The organism is Emticicia fluvialis, assembly GCF_024793945.1.
Lineage (GTDB): Bacteria > Bacteroidota > Bacteroidia > Cytophagales > Spirosomataceae > Emticicia > Emticicia fluvialis.
On the sequence record NZ_JANUSD010000008.1, the window covers coordinates 20,180 to 36,522 of the forward strand.

A 16,343-nucleotide genomic window follows, 5' to 3' on the forward strand; every position below is an offset into this window, starting at 1 on the left:
GCTTACAATTTTACACTTATTGGTTTTCAAAAAAAGTACAAAGCATTTGCACCGCAAAATTGACGTTTTCTAAAATGAAAACAGAAAAAAACTTTATTTAATTTTAGTGGCTCTTCAAACGAACCGCTTCAAAGATGAGTTCTTATAAAAAAGCAGCGTGTTTAAATAGTAGCTCAGCTTTAGTCAATCACTTTAAATTCTTCTCGTATGAACAAAAAGATAGGAATACTTCTTGCCGGGGTGGCTGTATTAGCTCTGGCTTTTTTTGGCGTAAGGGCCTATACCAAAAGCAAAAGCCCTGCTGATACCGCATCGTTTAATAAGAATGGCTTATCGGTTCAGGTAGATTACTGCCGCCCTTACAAAAAAGACCGTGTGGTTTTTGGCCAGCTGGTGCCTTATGGCAAAATCTGGAGAACCGGTGCAAACGAGGCCACGCTCTTTATGGTAAAGCAAGATGTAAAAATTGCAGGCAAACCACTAAAAGCCGGATCATATACTTTATGGACAGTACCCAATGCGGATGTATGGACTATAGTGTTGAACAGACAAACCGGGCAGTGGGGCACCAAATATGATGAGTTGCAAGATGTACTAAGGGTAGATGTGCCAGCCGGCAAAACCACCCGAACCGTAGAGCAATTTAAAATAGACTTTGCTGCAGTGGCAGGGGGAGCAAACATGGTTTTGCTTTGGGAGAACACCGAGGTAAAAGTACCTGTTACACTTTAAGATAAATACTTTGTAAGTAAGAAGAATTTCCGAACTTTACAGCATGGATTATATAGAATTATCGTTACAGGCAGATGCCGATTTTGTGGAAATTCTGATGGCAGAATTGGCCGAGTTAGGTTTTGAATCGTTCGTTGAAACCGAAGACGGGCTGGAGGCCTACATTCAGGAAGAAATTTTCAATGATATGGCCGTGAAGCAAATGCTGGAAAGCTACGCTGCGCGCACGGGTATTTCGTATCAGTTTAAAAAGATAGTAAGGCAGAACTGGAACGCAGAATGGGAGAAGAATTTTCAGCCGATTCAGATTGGTGAACAGATTTTTGTTCGGGCTGATTTTCACGAACCCAGGCCAGGGTTTCCTTATGAAATCATTATTACACCCAAGATGTCGTTCGGTACGGGGCATCATGAAACCACCTCTATGGTAATGGAGCATCAGCTTAACATTGACCATACGGGCAAAAAAGTGCTTGATGTTGGCACAGGTACCGGTATTCTGGCTGTTTTGGCGTCAAAACTGCAAGCAAGCCATATTAGTGCATTTGATATTGACGAGTGGTCTGTTGAAAACACCATAGAAAATATACGGCTGAATAATGTAACAAACGTAAGTGTAAGGCAGGGTACCATAGAAGACCAACCACAAGATGTTTACGAAATTGTACTGGCCAATATTAACCGGAATATCCTTATCAGCCAGATACCGGCGTATGTTAAATTCATGGCTCCGGGCGCCGAACTGATAGTTAGTGGGTTTTATGAAAAAGATATTGCTGATATTCAAACAGTTGCCGAGTCGGCGGGGCTAAAAAAACTGGCTCATCTAAGCAAGAATAATTGGGCGGCAGTCGTTTTTAAATATAAGTAATTTAAAAGGGCGAACACAATCGCAGTTCTTTTCATATGCGGCACCTAACTATTATCTTCTGTTGTGGTATTCTTTTGTCGGTTGGGGCAAAGGCACAATCAATCAGGTTGTCAGAAAACCCACAGACCTTTATCAGTGAGATTAAGACGGTAATGGGCGCAGAAAAAAATGCAATAGCCATTGCTATGGGCGATAAGTTTGAGGTTTACTGGACAACCCGCTTTACCGACAGCCAGAAAACGGTATTGATGAACACAACCAGGCGGATGGGGCTGAAAGGGCATAAAATGGCACAGTTTTATTACCTCTTTCTGCTGATTGATAAACTGATAACACAAGAAAACTATAACAATACACGCCTTGATAATTTTCTGGGGGTGGCGCAAAAGACGGTTGAGCAATATGACCTAAAAACAGCTACCCGTGTTTTTGAAACCTTTAAGGATTTTCTGGAGAAGCGCAGAATCTATGCCTCGGGCTTTAACCGGTTATATGTACTTGGGGGTACATTCGATTTCACGTTCTCTGGTAAAATGCCAGAAGCAGCAAAAGCTGCCCCACCTGCCACTACGGCAGCTCCTGCCCCTGAAGAAGAATCAAAATTATTTGATGGCTGGGACGTACCCGTACCCGTAACACCGCCGCTTTCTGCTGGCAATGGGTTACAGGAGTTGACTAAGAAACCCATGCCGGTGTTGTCTGGTGTGGCTGTTGAGTTCAGCAATGCCGACCTGGTTATGGCCACCGCCAGCGACTCAGTGGCTATTAGCCAAACTTCAGGCACCATAGCGTTGAAAGACGGCGTTTTTGTAGGTAAGGCCGGCACAATCACCTGGGCTAATCTCGGACTACCTCAGATTTCAGCAACTTTGGCCGACTATACCTTTGAAGTCAGAAACCCGCGTTTTACAGCAGAAGATGTTACTTTTACCTATCCCGACCGCCTGACAGCCCCGGTAAAAGGAGTGCTGGAGTTTAAAGGCGAAAAGCGCGCCAAAAATGTACCGGCATCGTATCCGCGTTTTATGTCTTACCAGAGCGACGCCTTCATCAAGAATATCGATAAAAGTATTGAGTACAAAGGTGGGTTTTCTATTATCGGCAAAAGAATCTTTTCTTCATCTGCCAGCAATAGTTATGCATACATTACAGTAAAACAAGACGGCAAAACGGTTTTTAAAACCAGTAGTACGCGCTTCGAAATTAATGATGCTTTCATCAATGCGCAGTTGGCCAGCTTTGTAACCTACATCGGCCAGGACTCAATCTATCATCCGGCCGTAAAACTCAATTACATACCTGCCGACGGCCTGCTGAAATTGAATAAAATAGAAGCCGGCAGCTACAGAGATGCCCTGTTTATAGATTCGTATCATCAGTTGGGTATCAAATGCGATGCCATGCGGTGGAATCTGGCAGAAGGCAAAATGGATTTCTATATTGTATCCGGCAAAACGCAGGTACCGGCCTTGTTTGAATCGCTCGATTTCTTTGACGCCCAAAGGTTAGGCAGGCTCAGCGGTGGTGGCAGTTTTAATCCGTTGCTGGTGGCCTCTAATTTTGTGCAGAAAAACAACAAATCTTCTTTCAGTGTGCATGAGGTAGGCGCATTTAATAATAACCGGGTATCGGCCCAGAACCTGAAATCAGGCTTTATGCTGGCCGAGCAGCAAGGGTTTTTATACTATAACCCCATAACAGACCTCTACAGCATTACCAGAAAAGGGCAGCATTATCTGGCTGCCAACACTGGTAAAAAAGATTTTGACGACCTGCTCATACCTTCTATTTATGGCAGCAGTAAAGACTCTACCGCTAATGCTTCCTTAAACCTGACAGACAAATCACTGTTGATAAGGGGGGTGAAGCGTTTTAACCTGAGCGATTCGCTGGAAGCGTATGTATTGCCTTATGATGGTATCGTAAAAGTAGGTAAAAACAGAACCTTTGCCTTTAATGGTCAGCTAAAGGCAAAAAACTTTCGTTTTTCTGGTAAAGAACTGGTACTCGATTACGAGAAGTACTCGCTCTCTTTGCCCAGGATAGATTCAATTACCTTTACACCCCCGGATGCCTATGCCAAAGGCGCTACCAAAGAGATAGGCAGTAAATTTAAATATGATAACGCAGGCGTGGTGTATCTCAACAAACCTGATAACAAGTCCGGCCGGATGCATTTGCCGCAGTATCCTATCCTGAAAATAGATAAGGGTGTAATTGTTTATTTTGATGATGCCTACAGAGGCAACCGGGCATTTAACCGTGAAGTGCGATTTGAGGTGCCGAAAATAGACTTTGACAGCCTGAACGTAAAACCTTTGGAGTTTAGTGGCACCTTCTATTCGGGCAATATATTTAAACCGTTTAAAGAAAAGCTAAAAATTCTGACAGATACCACCATTGGCTTTTCGCATAAAGTGCCCGGTGGTAAGTATCCTATATATGGCAGCGAAACCTCTGTTAAGTTTGCCTCTGAGCTGGTGATGGACGACAAAGGCCTGCATACCACAGGAGACATTAATCATCTGGCTGCCACTTTAACATCTGACGAAATCTTCTTTTTTACCGACTCATTAACAGCCAAAGGCAAGTTGGGTAAAGTGCTGGAAACCGCCAGGCCCGGTGGGGCTTATTACCCTAAAGTAGATGTAAAAGACTACACCCTGAAATGGGTACCCAAAGCAGATTCAATGCTGATTGCCTCTACTGAAGGGTTTGATTTTTATCTGGCATCTTCATCTTTAAAAGGGAAAATACTATTAAGAAAAACCGGATTATTTGGTGCAGGTAACCTGGTTCGTAACGATTCAGAGACCAGCTCTGAACAATTCAAGTTTAATAAAGAGGGCTTTTTTGCCGATAACTCGCAGTTTAAAATCAAGGCCAGTTCTCCCTTAACCAAAGCTGTATTGTTGGCAAAAAACGTAGATATTAATTTCAATATCACCAAAAGTCTGGTAAATATTGTGGGTAATGAAGGCAATAGCTTTAATGATACCACAAGGCAGACCTCTTTGGAGTTTCCGTATGCAGCCTATAAAACCAATATAGACAAAGCAGAGTGGAATATTAAGAAAAAACAGATAAGCATGAAAGGCGATTTAGCCTCTACACTATTTGCATCAACTAATTCTGCTCAGGAAGGGCTGGCTTTCAAAGGAAGTTCGGCAGTTTATGATATTGAGCAATTAACCTTGAATATCGGCGGAGTGCCATACATTCAATCGGCAGATGCCAGAATCATGCCTAACAAAGGGCAGGTGGCTATCAGAAAAGACGCCGAAATGCTGCCTTTTAAAAACGCCCGACTGACAATTGACACCCTGAATGGCTTCCATAACCTGAGCAATGGTAACATACAGATTCTTTCCAAAAGCAGATTTACCGGCGATGCCTCCTATCAGTTTGTGAATGCCAGAAAAGATACTTTCAATATAAAAATGGGTGACTTTGAGTTAAGAGAGGTAAAGCTCCTGGCAGGGCCTGACGGCAGGAAAACAAAAGAGAAGGGGTATTCTACCTATGCTCATGCCACCGTCAGAGACCGCGATAGCGTGTATCTGTCACCAAAAATCATCTATCAGGGAGAAATTTCTATGTGGGCGCCTGTTAAAACCCTGGCTATGGATGGTTTCGTATTGCCGGTACTTAAAAAATATCCTAAACTGGGTGGTTACTGGATACCATACAAAGGAGAAAAATCTGAAGAAGTGGTTATTACAGTTGATAAAAACCTGAAAAGTGATGAAGAACCGCTGTTTGCCGGTTTGCATTTCAGAACTACAACTTCTACCAATGGATTGTACCCTACGTTTTTGTCTGCCAAAGAAACCGAAGAAGACCAGGATGTTTTTGTGGTAAACGGTGTCTTGCGCCGAGACGAAACAAACAGGCTGTTCAGTATAAAACCTGATGACCCCAAAGCCACAGCTGTTAATAAATACGAGCTGATTGAAGACAAGGGTATTATTAATCTTGAAGGCAAATACAACCTGTTGGGTAAAGAACTGGCACAGTATATGCAAACAACAGGTTTTGCTACTTTAAGACTCGATTCGTCAAGGCATCAGTTTAATACCATGATGCTGGTAAACTTCCCGGTGGCACAGCCTATACTGGCTAATATGGCTACTAAAATTGTAAAAACTAACCTTGACCTGGGTGTAAACGAAGCCGCCATTGAGCTTAATTCGCCTGAGTTAATTTCAAAAATCTCGTATATCGTAGGCGAAAAAGACATTGAAGACTACAAGCTGCGGTCTGCTAAAGAATATGTGCCGTTATTCAGGTTTTCGCCCCGCTTTATCAATACCATTGTATTCAGCGACCTGCAGTTGGTCTGGGAGCCTAAGCAGAACGCCTACAGAAGCGTAGGCAAGCTGGGGGTATCAAACATTGGCGAGACAGATATCAATGCCAAAATAAATGGTTATGTAGAGATACGGAAAAACCCAGTTACCGGCGACGAGGTCTATGTTTTTCTGGAGCTATCGCCAGAAAGCTGGTATTATATGGGTTACAAAGAAAATGAAATGGGTATTATATCTTCTGATGATGCCTTCAATGCGCTGGTAACTAAAGGAGAGCGAAGAAAAGACCGTGGGTATCAGGTTATAGCCGTCGACCACTCAGAGGCCATTCTTTTCAGAAAGATGTTCCTGGAAACCTACCGCGGCCTGAAAGAGCCAGCTAAAGGAACCAAAGCTGACCCCAAGAAGCTGGCAGAAGCGCCCAAAGAGGCAACGCAGAAAAAAGAAGAAAAGAAAAAGAAAGAAGAAGCAGAAAAAGAGGGTTTTTAATATGATTAAGGGTTGGCCAACTAAGAAGCCAGCCCTTTTTTGCAAAGCAAACAACCTGAAACAGCAGCAGGAATATTGATTGATCAGCACAGCCCCGCACAACCCGAATAATGAAAACCGAAAGAACAGATAAGATTGAACTAAAACAATTGCAATGATGTTGCATATTTGTTCTATCTTTGTGTCACGGTTTCTGTGATACAATTTCACATGGAGTATGCGGAAAATATTCACTCATTATCATAATCTCAATAAAGTAGGTCTGTGGCTTTCTATACTCTGCATGGTGCATTGTCTGGCTATGCCTTTTATAATAACATCATTACCTTATCTGAGTAAAAATACCATCAGCGAAAAATCAGAGTTTTTTCTGATTGCCATAAGTGCCTGCCTGGCGGTTTATCTTTTGTTAAAAGATTACAAGAATCATCGTAATTCGCTTCCCCTTGCTTTGTTAACTCTGGCATTGGCATTTAATATGCTGGGTATCTTTATTGTTTCTAACGCCTACGAAACCATTTTTAATGTAAGCGGCGGTCTGTTAATGTCCCTTGCTTATGGCTTAAACTGGTATTTTCATAAAAGAGCCTGCCATAGCCACCAGCATTAATCATCCATAAAAAAGGCCCTCATTTTCATGAGAGCCCCGGTATAAAATCTTATTCTTTCCAACGCCAGTCTTTGCCAATTATCAGCTCGTTTTTCAGATTCTGTTTAATCAAAAACTCTTTGGTTTCTTCATCATTCATTTTCTTTGTAGGCAATGCATCAGCATTGGCCAGGGCATAAAGCATCATGGCTGTGAAGCGAACATTATTGTTAATTTGTTTTTTATCAATTAAATCAAAGCGGTCGCAGTTGGCATGATAACAGTTGTAGGCTTTTACCGGGAAACTGCCCGACGGCGAGCAAACCGGCACTCCCTGTATCATAAACGGCTGGTGGTCTGAGTGCAAACCGGCTCCGTTCGGATTGGTGTTGGTATAGCTGGAATCAATTTTTCTGATTTTAGTGCCTACTTCATCAAAGAAAGCCCTCAGTTCAGGGCGCCCCATTGCATTAAACCCGCGGGCATTGTTTACCATGTCCAGATTCATCATTAACTGAACCTTATCCAGTTTTCCCTCATCCAGATATTTTTTCACCATGGCCTTAGAGCCCAGCAGGCCTTGTTCTTCGCCCATAAACATCACAAACTCAATAGTTCTTTTGGTTTTCAGTTTCAATGCCTGAAACACCCGTGCTACGTCTAAAACAGTAAAAGAGCCAATACCGTTATCCATTGCACCTGTTGCCAGATCCCACGAGTCCAGGTGTCCGCCAATTACAATTTTGTCATCTTTAAGTTTTTTAGAACTTCCGGGTAGGGTAGCTATCACGTTTCTGGCTTTAATAGGGCGGCTGAAATTCTGCATATCAATTACCGCCAGCAGATTAGGCTCTTCGTTCATCCATTTCCGAATCTGCTTGCCACTTTCAACCGATACACAAACAGCAGGAATCGGAATCAGCGCGCCGGTAACAGAGGCCGTTCCTGTAAGCAGTACGCCTCCTTCAACCGCGTTGGCAATAATTACCCCCGCTGCGCCGTATTTAATGGCCAATGCTGTTTTTTCAGAGCGGTGCAGGTTTTTCTTGCCTTTGTTTTCCGGCGATTGCAGGTTGATATTGAACAACGCAATTTTACCTTTAACCTGATCTTTTACTTTTTCAAAGTCAGCCTCTACACCGTCGCCACAATCTACAATCGGGCCTTTGATGTGCGACGAAACCGGCGAATGCGCCAGTGCCACTACCTCAACATCTCTGAAATTATCACTGCCTTTGGGTACAATAGCCAGGCTAACGGTGTCTCTTGCCCACGATTCAACCTCAAAAGGCATATATTTCACGTCGGCAAAACCGTATTCCTTCAACAAGTTATAGGCAAAATCCTCAGCTTTTTTACCATTCGGGCTTCCTGTAAGGCGATGCCCGATGCTTGAGGTGGCTTCACCCAGAGTTTCATACGCACGGCCGCGATTCAGGACATCATCATTGATTTTTCCGAAAACTTCTTCCAACTCGTCTTTGGGTAAAGTAAAAGCAGAAAACAACGAGACGCTTACAACAACTGTCAAAAGTAAAATTCTCTTTCTCATCTACACTGTATTTATTTTAATTTCATTTAGTTTATACCCGTAATATTAGGTATAAAAATCGTAATTATTTCTTTGTTGAACAAAAAACCGTTTTTTAACGGTTAATATAAAAACCAAAAGCCGGCGAAGGTATGCCGGTTTAAAATTCATATATTATCTGGATACAGAAAGAAAATTCCTAAAAATAACAATATGAGTACAATACAACTAATGAAACACGATGGGATTACCCCACCCGTAGCAAAACCGCAACCCAAAGAATTATCAGTACATGGCCACACCCGCATAGATGAATACTATTGGCTTAATGAAAGAGAAAACCCCGAGGTTATAGCATATCTGAATGCTGAAAATGCCTACCTTGAGCAGGTGATGGCTCCGGTAAAGGATTTTGAAGAAAAGCTATTTCAGGAAATGAAAAGCCGTATTCAGGAACAAGACGAATCGGTGCCGGTTAAGGAAGGCAACTATTTTTACTATTACCGATATATGGAAGGTGGCGAATACCCCATTTATTGCCGCAAAAAAGAAAGTTTGAATGCGCCTGAAGAAATACTGCTCGACGGTAATAAACTCGGGAAAGCTAAACCTTATTTTAATATCGGCGGGTATGAAATTACCGATAACGATGAGGTGATGGCCTATGGAATAGATACCGTTAGCAGACGCAACTATACCGTCAGATTCAAAAACCTGAAAACAGGTAAATTATATAAGGAACAGATAAAAAACACAGAAGGAGGCTACTATGCCTGGGCGGCAGATAACAAAACATTTTTTTATATCCGCCGTGACCAGCAAACGCTGCTGGGGTATCAGGTATGGCGCCACGAATTAGGTACCGATGTAAAGACCGACGTACTGGTATATGAAGAAAAAGACAACCAGTTTTACATGGGGCTTTATAGAATGAAATCCAAAAAATACATTGCCATCAGTTGCGACCACAACGGCGTATCTACCGAATACAGATTGTTAGAGGCTGCAAAGCCATTGGGCGAATTTAAAGTATTTGCCGAAAGAGAACGCGGGCATGAATACGTAATTGAGCATTTGCATGATAAATTTTATATCCGCACTAATCAGAACAAGGCCGCTAACTTTAAACTATTGGAGGTAAAGGAAAATGAAGCAGCCGATAAAACAAAATGGAAAGAGGTAATTGCTCACAGAAAAGATGTTTTTCTGGAGTCGATGGAGGTATTCACCAACCATCTGGTATTGCAGGAAAGGAGAGAGGGGCTTATTCAATTGCGGGTAATTAATCAGACCAGCGGCAATGACCATTATATTGAGTTCAGCGAACCCGCCTATGATGCCTACATTGGCACTAATCCAGACTTTAACACCCATGTGCTCAGATACATTTATACATCGCTTACAACGCCCGGTTCTACATTTGACTATAACCTTGATACCCGTGAGGTAGAATTGAAAAAACAGCAGGCCGTTTTGGGCGACTTCAATAAAAACAATTATGTATCTGAACGGGTTTTTGCAACAGCTCGCGACGGAGTAAAGGTACCGGTTTCAATTGTTTATCGTAAAGACACACTGCTAAACGGCACGGCCCCTTTGTTACAGTATTCTTATGGTTCTTACGGATACTCAACCGATGCCACCTTTAGTTCGGTACGTTTAAGCCTCCTCGACAGGGGGTTTGTTTATGCCATTGCTCACATACGCGGGGGGCAGGAAATGGGCCGCGAATGGTATGACAGCGGCAAAATGTTTAATAAGAAAAATACATTTTATGACTTCATTGACTGTTCCCGGTTCCTAATTGCTAACCAGTATTGCAGCCCCGCCAAATTGTTTGCCATGGGGGGTAGCGCAGGTGGGTTACTGATGGGCGCCATTAATAATATGCAGCCTGATTTGTACAAGGGCATAGTAGCAGCCGTACCATTTGTAGATGTGGTTACTACCATGCTTGATGAAAGCATACCACTAACCACCGGAGAGTTTGAAGAATGGGGTAACCCCAAAAACAAAGCGTCTTATGACTATATGCTGTCTTATTCTCCTTACGACAATATCGATGCTAAGGACTATCCTAATATGTTGATAACTACCGGTTTACATGATTCGCAGGTGCAATATTTTGAGCCCGCAAAATGGGTGGCCCGATTACGCACCAGAAAAACCGACCAAAACCTGCTGTTATTGTATACAGACATGGAGGCTGGGCATGGGGGTGCATCAGGTCGTTTTTCTTCTCTGAAGCTGATAGCGAAAGAGTATGTATTTATGCTCGATTTAGCCAATGCCTTACATTGAAATTTCGAAAGGCAGGTGTAGTTCAGAAATATTCAGGGCTAAATGCGGTTTTAACCGGGTGTTTTTACCAATTAATCATATTTTCAAAAAAAATGAGCCCGTTTTTTTTAAATTTCTAACTATTTGTTTTTTATTTGCCACCATATTCCGAACAGATTGTGACCTTAATATTTTATTTAGTCCAATTTTTTTACAACATTTTATTTTTGAATTAACAAAAAATTCCCCAACATGAAGAAGGCAATACTAGTATTTGCGTCGTTATTCGTCTTTGCCCTGACAACGCAAGCTCAAGACACCTGCAAAGTTTGCAAGCCATACAAATGGGAGGCAGGCCTCCTGCTTGGAGTTAACCAGAACTATGGAGACATGCAAGAAGATGCATCTTATCTTTCACAAAACCGTCCTATGTTCGGCGCATTTGTTCGTCGTCACCTGGGTAACTATTTTGCGGTAAGAGGTCAGGTCTTCTTTGGTGGTTTAGCCGGAAACGATTTGGATAACCCTAACGGAAGATGGAATTATCGTCGTCTGAAATTTACTTCACCTCTTTCAGAATTATCTTTACTTGCTGAAGTATATCCTTTCGGCGAGCGCAAGTATTTCTGTGACGGAGGCTTTAAAAGAAACCTGACACCTTATCTATATGGTGGTCTTGCAGGTGTTTTCACTAATCCTACAGTAACGGTTCAGTCGGGTGCTACTGCCCCTCCGTTGCAATCATGGATGGATGAAGACAAAGCAAACCTTAAAAAAGGTGCGCTTGCAATTCCGTTTGGTTTAGGTGTAAAATATAATGTAGCAGAAAGATGGACATTGGGTCTTGAAGTGGGTTACCGCTACGCGTTCTCTGATTATCTTGATGGAACAAGCCGCGCTACTACAAGCCTTGTGTCTAATAAAGCTTATAATGATGGTTACGCTGTAGGTAATTTACTGGTATCTTACCGTTTTGGTGATAAAGACACAGATAAAGACGGTGTTGTTGATCGTTGCGACGCCTGTGTAAATGAAAAGGGTCTTCGTAAATTCCAGGGTTGTCCTGACACAGACGGTGACGGTATCCCTGATAAAGATGATGCCTGCCCTACTCAGGCTGGTCCAATGGCCTTGAATGGTTGTCCTGACACAGATGGTGACGGCGTAGCTGATAAAGATGATGCCTGCCCAACTTTAGCGGGTCCTGCTTCTTTGCAGGGTTGTCCTGACCGCGACAAAGACGGCGTAGCTGATAAAGATGACGCTTGTCCTGACGTGCCTGGTTTGAAAGCCTTGAAAGGTTGTCCTGATACAGACGGTGACGGTATTACAGATAAAGAAGATGCTTGTCCTAACGAACCTGGTCCGGCTTCACTGAAAGGTTGCCCTGATACAGACGGCGACGGTATTCCTGATAAAGATGATGCTTGCCCTAGAGTTGCCGGTTCTGTAGCAGCTAAAGGTTGCCCTGACCGCGACAATGACGGTGTAGCTGACGATAAAGATAAATGTCCTGACCTGCCTGGTCTTGCATCAAACGATGGTTGTCCTGAAGGTTACGTAAACGGTATGGCTCCGGGTTACAGAACGCTAAGCGGATGTATGATTACCAAAGAAGAATTGGATGAACTAAGCGCAGCAGCTCAGGGAATTGAATTCTACAGCGGAACCAACAAATTGAAACCAACATCATACAAAAAACTTGACCGCGTTTGTACATTGTTGCAAAGATGCCCTGATAGTATGCTTACTGTAGTGGCATACAACGATGGCCCAAGCACAGCCGCCAACCTTCGTGCTGCTAAATTGCGTGCCTGCGCTGTTTATGCTTACTTCTTGAAAAAGAAATGTATCAGCAAAGCACGCATGACCTACGAAGGAAAAGGAGACGAAGATCCTTCAACTCCTTACACAACTCCGGATGGCAAGAAAACCAACACTCGTATTGAGTTCCAGTTGAAATAAGAGCTAAGTAATAAAGTAATAAATAAACCCCGGCTACGCAGTATGTGTATCCGGGGTTTTGTTTTGTATCAATGCAGATGGCCTGTTTTAAGCGCTATATTATCTTTAAAATAAACTGTTATTGTTGTGTGATATCCACATTGGTTATAATCTAATTCAATATTCAGTCAGCCATACCTGGGGTTTTTATTTGTTTAATTTTAATAATTCAAAACCAATAGGAGCTACTTCTTCGGCTGAGTTAGACAAAACCACAACCGCTGTTTTTTTGGTTTTATCAAAAGCAACCAAGGTTCTGAATCCCCCTGTTCCTCCCGAATGCTGATAAATGTTTCTATTTTTAGTTAAATGCCAGCCCAGACCAATAATCTGTTGGCCCTGTTCAAATGTAATGGCGTGGGTAAGGTCTATTGCTTTTTGTAGATTTGCAGGTGCCTTGTTCATGTTGGCTTGTGTATATATAACCATGTCGTTAATTGTCGACCGTATGCCGCCCGCCCCTGCCAGGCTGTTCAGGTCCCAGGGTGAGGTGGCTTCACCTTTTTCGTTGTAGCCCTGCGCAAAGTTGCCTTCCTGTTTTGCGGGTATAGTAATGAATGTATGTTTCATATCCAGAGGGCCGGTTATTTTCTGAGCCAGAAGTTTTTCGTAGGTGGTGTGGTTTTGTACAGCTAAAATATTACCTAACAATCCCACGGCAAAATTAGAATATTCATAGTTGAGGCCTACTTCACGGAACGGCTTAAAGTGTTTCAGATAGGTGTACATCCGTTCGGTATCATAATTTTTGTAGGGTTCGTCTATTGGGTCTCCTTTTTTGTAAAGGTTAATGGGCAGCCTTGGTAGCCCCGAACTGTGGTTTGACAAACTTTTAAGCGTAATAGGCACACCCTTGAATGCCAATGTAGGAATAGAATCCGGAAGATATTTGTTAATTGGGTCATCGAGCGCCATTTTGCCTTTTACTACCTCATCAGCCAGTAGAATAGCAGTAAAGGTTTTACTGATAGAGCCTATCTCGAACAACGTTTTGTTTGGGTCTGGTAATTGGTGGTTTCCTCTTTTGGTTTCGCCATAATTGTAGGTGTATACCTTGCCATCAGTAACAATGGCCAAAGCCAGGCCTGTGGTATGTTTTAACTGGATATATGGCCTTACTATACTATCAACCTTAACATCTAAGGCGGTCTGCATCTTGTTATCGGTTGCAACCAGATAATCTTTTTTAGGTTTATTATCGGCATTAGGCCGGAAAAGTAGCGTAGATATTTTATCTGATGCGTCTAATGCTAAATAAACGTCCTGGGTTGCTTTTTCAAAAATACCTTTGTAGAAAGCCACACCATCAACGCTTTTTACAAACACTGAAGATTTCCATGTACCCAGTTGGTTATGAAGCTGCGTTATTACATTTTTTAGTTCAGTTTCGGGCAGTTGCTTCCTGAACACTTCTCCGGTCAGTTGAAAGAGATTAGCCGGATTTTTTTCGTTGAATGCGTTCTCGACGAGCACCCTTACTGAATCAATTTTTTTTTGGTTTGATTGCCCGGTGGCAGAAAATGAAAGTAGCAGAAGAAATAGTATTTTTTTCATGAGGTATTGGTTTAACAGGCTAAATGTCGGTCTGTCTGGTTATATCTCAAAGTAAAACTTTATAAGAGGTAAACCGGGTGTCAAACGATTATCATGTTTTTTTGGCGTAACAAACTAAAACTCCGATTTTTATCGTTATTCTTGCAAAAATTTTAAATCGTTTTAGAAATGAATAAAAGATTGTTTCTGGCAACTCTAGGGCTGTTTTTGAGTTGGTCAACCTTTGCTCAGCATTCATCTGCCACAGGTATTAAGTTTGAAGAGAAAACTTCATGGAAAGAAATAATTAAAAAGGCCAAAGCAGAGAAAAAGCTTATTTTTATGGATGCTTACACTACCTGGTGTGGCCCATGCAAGGCGCTTCAGGCAAAAGTATTCCCCGATAAGCAATTGGGCGAATTCTTTAACCAGAACTTTGTTAATGTAGCTATGGATATGGAAGAAGGCGAGGGCGTGAAGTTGTCTGGCATATATGATGTACAAGCCTACCCAACCTTGTTTTTTATTGACCCTAATAACGGGAAAGTGGTGCAGTCGGTTTTAGGATATACCGAAGCCCCCCAGTTGCTGAATACGGCAAAGCGTGCCGCTGCTAAAAGAAAAGTATAATAGCAGGCTGATGCCGGTTTTGTAAGATATGAACGAAAAAGAGGGGCGGATGTTCCTCTTTTTCGTTCACAGGCAATCGGGTTTACTGTTTTTGCAGTAGTGCCATATAAAAACCGTCATACCCCTCTTTGGCAGGTGACGTGCGCTGCTCGCCAATGAGCTCAAAACCTGTATGGGTGGCCAGAAACTGCTGCACCTGCGCTTCGCTTTCAGAGGGCAGTATACTACAGGTGGCATAAACCATTTTGCCGCCGGGTTTCAGCATTTTTGAGTAGTTACTTATAATTTCGGTCTGGGTTTTTCTGATGTTATCCAGAAACTCAGGCTTTAGTTTCCACTTCGCGTCGGGGTTACGTCTTAAAACACCCAGGCCAGAACACGGCACATCTAATAGCAGTCTGTCGGCGCTTTCTTTCAGCCTTTTAATGGTTTTAGCCTCTATCAGTTTGGTTTCCACATTGCCAATACCATTGCGGCGGGCACGTCTTTGTAGTTCCTGCAGCTTATAATCTTCTACATCCATGGCAATAATGCGGCCTTTGTTTTCCATCAGCGTAGCCAGATGCAATGTTTTGCCTCCTGCACCGGCGCAGGCGTCTATAACACGCATACCCGGCTGAACATCCAGAAACGGCGCTATTAACTGGCTGCCGGCATCCTGCACTTCAAAGAGGCCGTTCTTAAAGGCCTCGGTGGCAAATACATTGGCTCTGCGTTTTAATACCAATGCATCATGGGCATCAGGCAGGGTTTCTGTTTCAATACCAGCCTCGTTGAGTTTCTTTTGTAGTTCAGCTACACTGGTTTTTAAGGTATTGGTGCGTAACACTACCGGAGCCTGGTGATTCATGGCCTGCAGTTCGGCGTTCCATTGTTCGCCCAATTCTTTTTCACCGGTTTCATCAATCCAGTCCGGCACCGATTCTTTTATTTTTCTGGTGTGCTGGGCTTCTTCATAACGGGCTGTAATATTTTTTAGATTCAGACCAGCAAATTCCTGCCAGTCGGGTAGTTTATCTCCCTGCAACACGCGCCAGGCGCCGAATATCTGCCAGAATTGAGCCGCCTCTGTAACTTTAGAGCCAGAGAGCTGAGTTACAAATTTCAGTAACCGCCACCAGCGTACAATCTCATAAGTGTTTTCGGCAATAAAGGCTCTGTCGCGGCTGCCCCATTTTTTGTTAGATTTCAGCACATATTCAATTACCTTGTCGGCCTGCCGGTTTTCAATAAAAATTTGTTGCAGCGCGTAAACGATGGCTTCAACCAATACTCTATGGTATTTCATTAATCAATATCTGTTTATAAAAAGCACAAAGTTCAGGCTTTTTTGTGGGATGCCGAAATACAGGGGTGTATTTTTCGAAGGCGTTC

General features: G+C 42.8%; 10 protein-coding genes. 7 read left to right on the plus strand and 3 right to left on the minus strand.

The genetic code is table 11. The features are described from left to right. The first annotated feature begins 207 nt into the window (after positions 1-207). The 4 genes from NZ848_RS10695 to NZ848_RS10710 all read left to right on the plus strand — a co-directional run bounded on the left by NZ848_RS10695 (position 208) and on the right by NZ848_RS10710 (position 7,012). A complete protein-coding gene (locus NZ848_RS10695) occupies positions 208-732 on the plus strand; it encodes a DUF2911 domain-containing protein (RefSeq protein WP_259015479.1) in 525 nt (174 codons plus the stop codon). A 43-nt stretch (positions 733-775) separates the two neighbouring features. Beyond that, positions 776-1,603 (plus strand): 50S ribosomal protein L11 methyltransferase, encoded by an 828-nt coding sequence (gene prmA, locus NZ848_RS10700; RefSeq protein ID WP_259015480.1) that lies wholly within the window; start codon positions 776-778, stop codon positions 1,601-1,603. A 35-nt stretch (positions 1,604-1,638) separates the two neighbouring features. Beyond that, positions 1,639-6,402, plus strand: coding sequence for a hypothetical protein (locus NZ848_RS10705; RefSeq protein ID WP_259015481.1), 4,764 nt, complete (start codon positions 1,639-1,641; stop codon positions 6,400-6,402). A 217-nt stretch (positions 6,403-6,619) separates the two neighbouring features. Continuing rightward, positions 6,620-7,012, plus strand: a complete 393-nt coding sequence (locus NZ848_RS10710; RefSeq protein WP_259015482.1) for a MerC domain-containing protein — start codon at positions 6,620-6,622, stop codon at positions 7,010-7,012. Positions 7,013-7,061: 49 nt separating this feature from the next. Here NZ848_RS10710 and NZ848_RS10715 read toward each other — a convergent pair whose 3' ends face one another. Beyond that, positions 7,062-8,543 (minus strand): M20/M25/M40 family metallo-hydrolase, encoded by a 1,482-nt coding sequence (locus tag NZ848_RS10715; protein ID WP_253532349.1) that lies wholly within the window; start codon positions 8,541-8,543, stop codon positions 7,062-7,064. Positions 8,544-8,735: 192 nt separating this feature from the next. On the opposite strand from NZ848_RS10715, the gene NZ848_RS10720 reads away from it, so the two are divergent. Together NZ848_RS10720 and porG are read left to right on the plus strand one after the other, a co-directional pair. Then, positions 8,736-10,823 (plus strand): S9 family peptidase, encoded by a 2,088-nt coding sequence (locus tag NZ848_RS10720; protein ID WP_259015483.1) that lies wholly within the window; start codon positions 8,736-8,738, stop codon positions 10,821-10,823. A 231-nt stretch (positions 10,824-11,054) separates the two neighbouring features. Next, the gene (gene porG / locus NZ848_RS10725; protein WP_259015484.1) at positions 11,055-12,767 is read left to right on the plus strand and encodes a type IX secretion system protein PorG; all 1,713 of its coding nucleotides are present in this window, start codon (positions 11,055-11,057) and stop codon (positions 12,765-12,767) included. A 186-nt stretch (positions 12,768-12,953) separates the two neighbouring features. On the opposite strand, the gene NZ848_RS10730 is transcribed toward porG, so the two are convergent. Beyond that, positions 12,954-14,360, minus strand: coding sequence for a serine hydrolase domain-containing protein (locus NZ848_RS10730; RefSeq protein ID WP_259015485.1), 1,407 nt, complete (start codon positions 14,358-14,360; stop codon positions 12,954-12,956). A gap of 168 nt (positions 14,361-14,528) precedes the next feature. Between NZ848_RS10730 and NZ848_RS10735 the strand changes: the two genes are divergently transcribed. Further along, positions 14,529-14,969, plus strand: a complete 441-nt coding sequence (locus NZ848_RS10735; protein ID WP_259015486.1) for a thioredoxin family protein — start codon at positions 14,529-14,531, stop codon at positions 14,967-14,969. Positions 14,970-15,051: 82 nt separating this feature from the next. On the opposite strand, the gene NZ848_RS10740 is transcribed toward NZ848_RS10735, so the two are convergent. Continuing rightward, entirely contained in the window at positions 15,052-16,257 is a 1,206-nt protein-coding gene (locus tag NZ848_RS10740) for an RsmB/NOP family class I SAM-dependent RNA methyltransferase (protein WP_259015487.1), read from the minus strand. Positions 16,258-16,343 lie beyond the last annotated feature (86 nt).

What these genes read in the sequence shown, in the direction of transcription:
- NZ848_RS10695 (WP_259015479.1), top strand. Translation starts at nt 208, where the DNA reads ATGAACAAAAAGATAGGAATACTTCTTGCCGGGGTGGCTGTATTAGCT.
- prmA (WP_259015480.1), top strand. Translation starts at nt 776, where the DNA reads ATGGATTATATAGAATTATCGTTACAGGCAGATGCCGATTTTGTGGAA.
- NZ848_RS10705 (WP_259015481.1), top strand. Translation starts at nt 1,639, where the DNA reads ATGCGGCACCTAACTATTATCTTCTGTTGTGGTATTCTTTTGTCGGTT.
- NZ848_RS10710 (WP_259015482.1), top strand. Translation starts at nt 6,620, where the DNA reads ATGCGGAAAATATTCACTCATTATCATAATCTCAATAAAGTAGGTCTG.
- NZ848_RS10715 (WP_253532349.1), bottom strand. Translation starts at nt 8,543, where the DNA reads ATGAGAAAGAGAATTTTACTTTTGACAGTTGTTGTAAGCGTCTCGTTG.
- NZ848_RS10720 (WP_259015483.1), top strand. Translation starts at nt 8,736, where the DNA reads ATGAGTACAATACAACTAATGAAACACGATGGGATTACCCCACCCGTA.
- porG (WP_259015484.1), top strand. Translation starts at nt 11,055, where the DNA reads ATGAAGAAGGCAATACTAGTATTTGCGTCGTTATTCGTCTTTGCCCTG.
- NZ848_RS10730 (WP_259015485.1), bottom strand. Translation starts at nt 14,360, where the DNA reads ATGAAAAAAATACTATTTCTTCTGCTACTTTCATTTTCTGCCACCGGG.
- NZ848_RS10735 (WP_259015486.1), top strand. Translation starts at nt 14,529, where the DNA reads ATGAATAAAAGATTGTTTCTGGCAACTCTAGGGCTGTTTTTGAGTTGG.
- NZ848_RS10740 (WP_259015487.1), bottom strand. Translation starts at nt 16,257, where the DNA reads ATGAAATACCATAGAGTATTGGTTGAAGCCATCGTTTACGCGCTGCAA.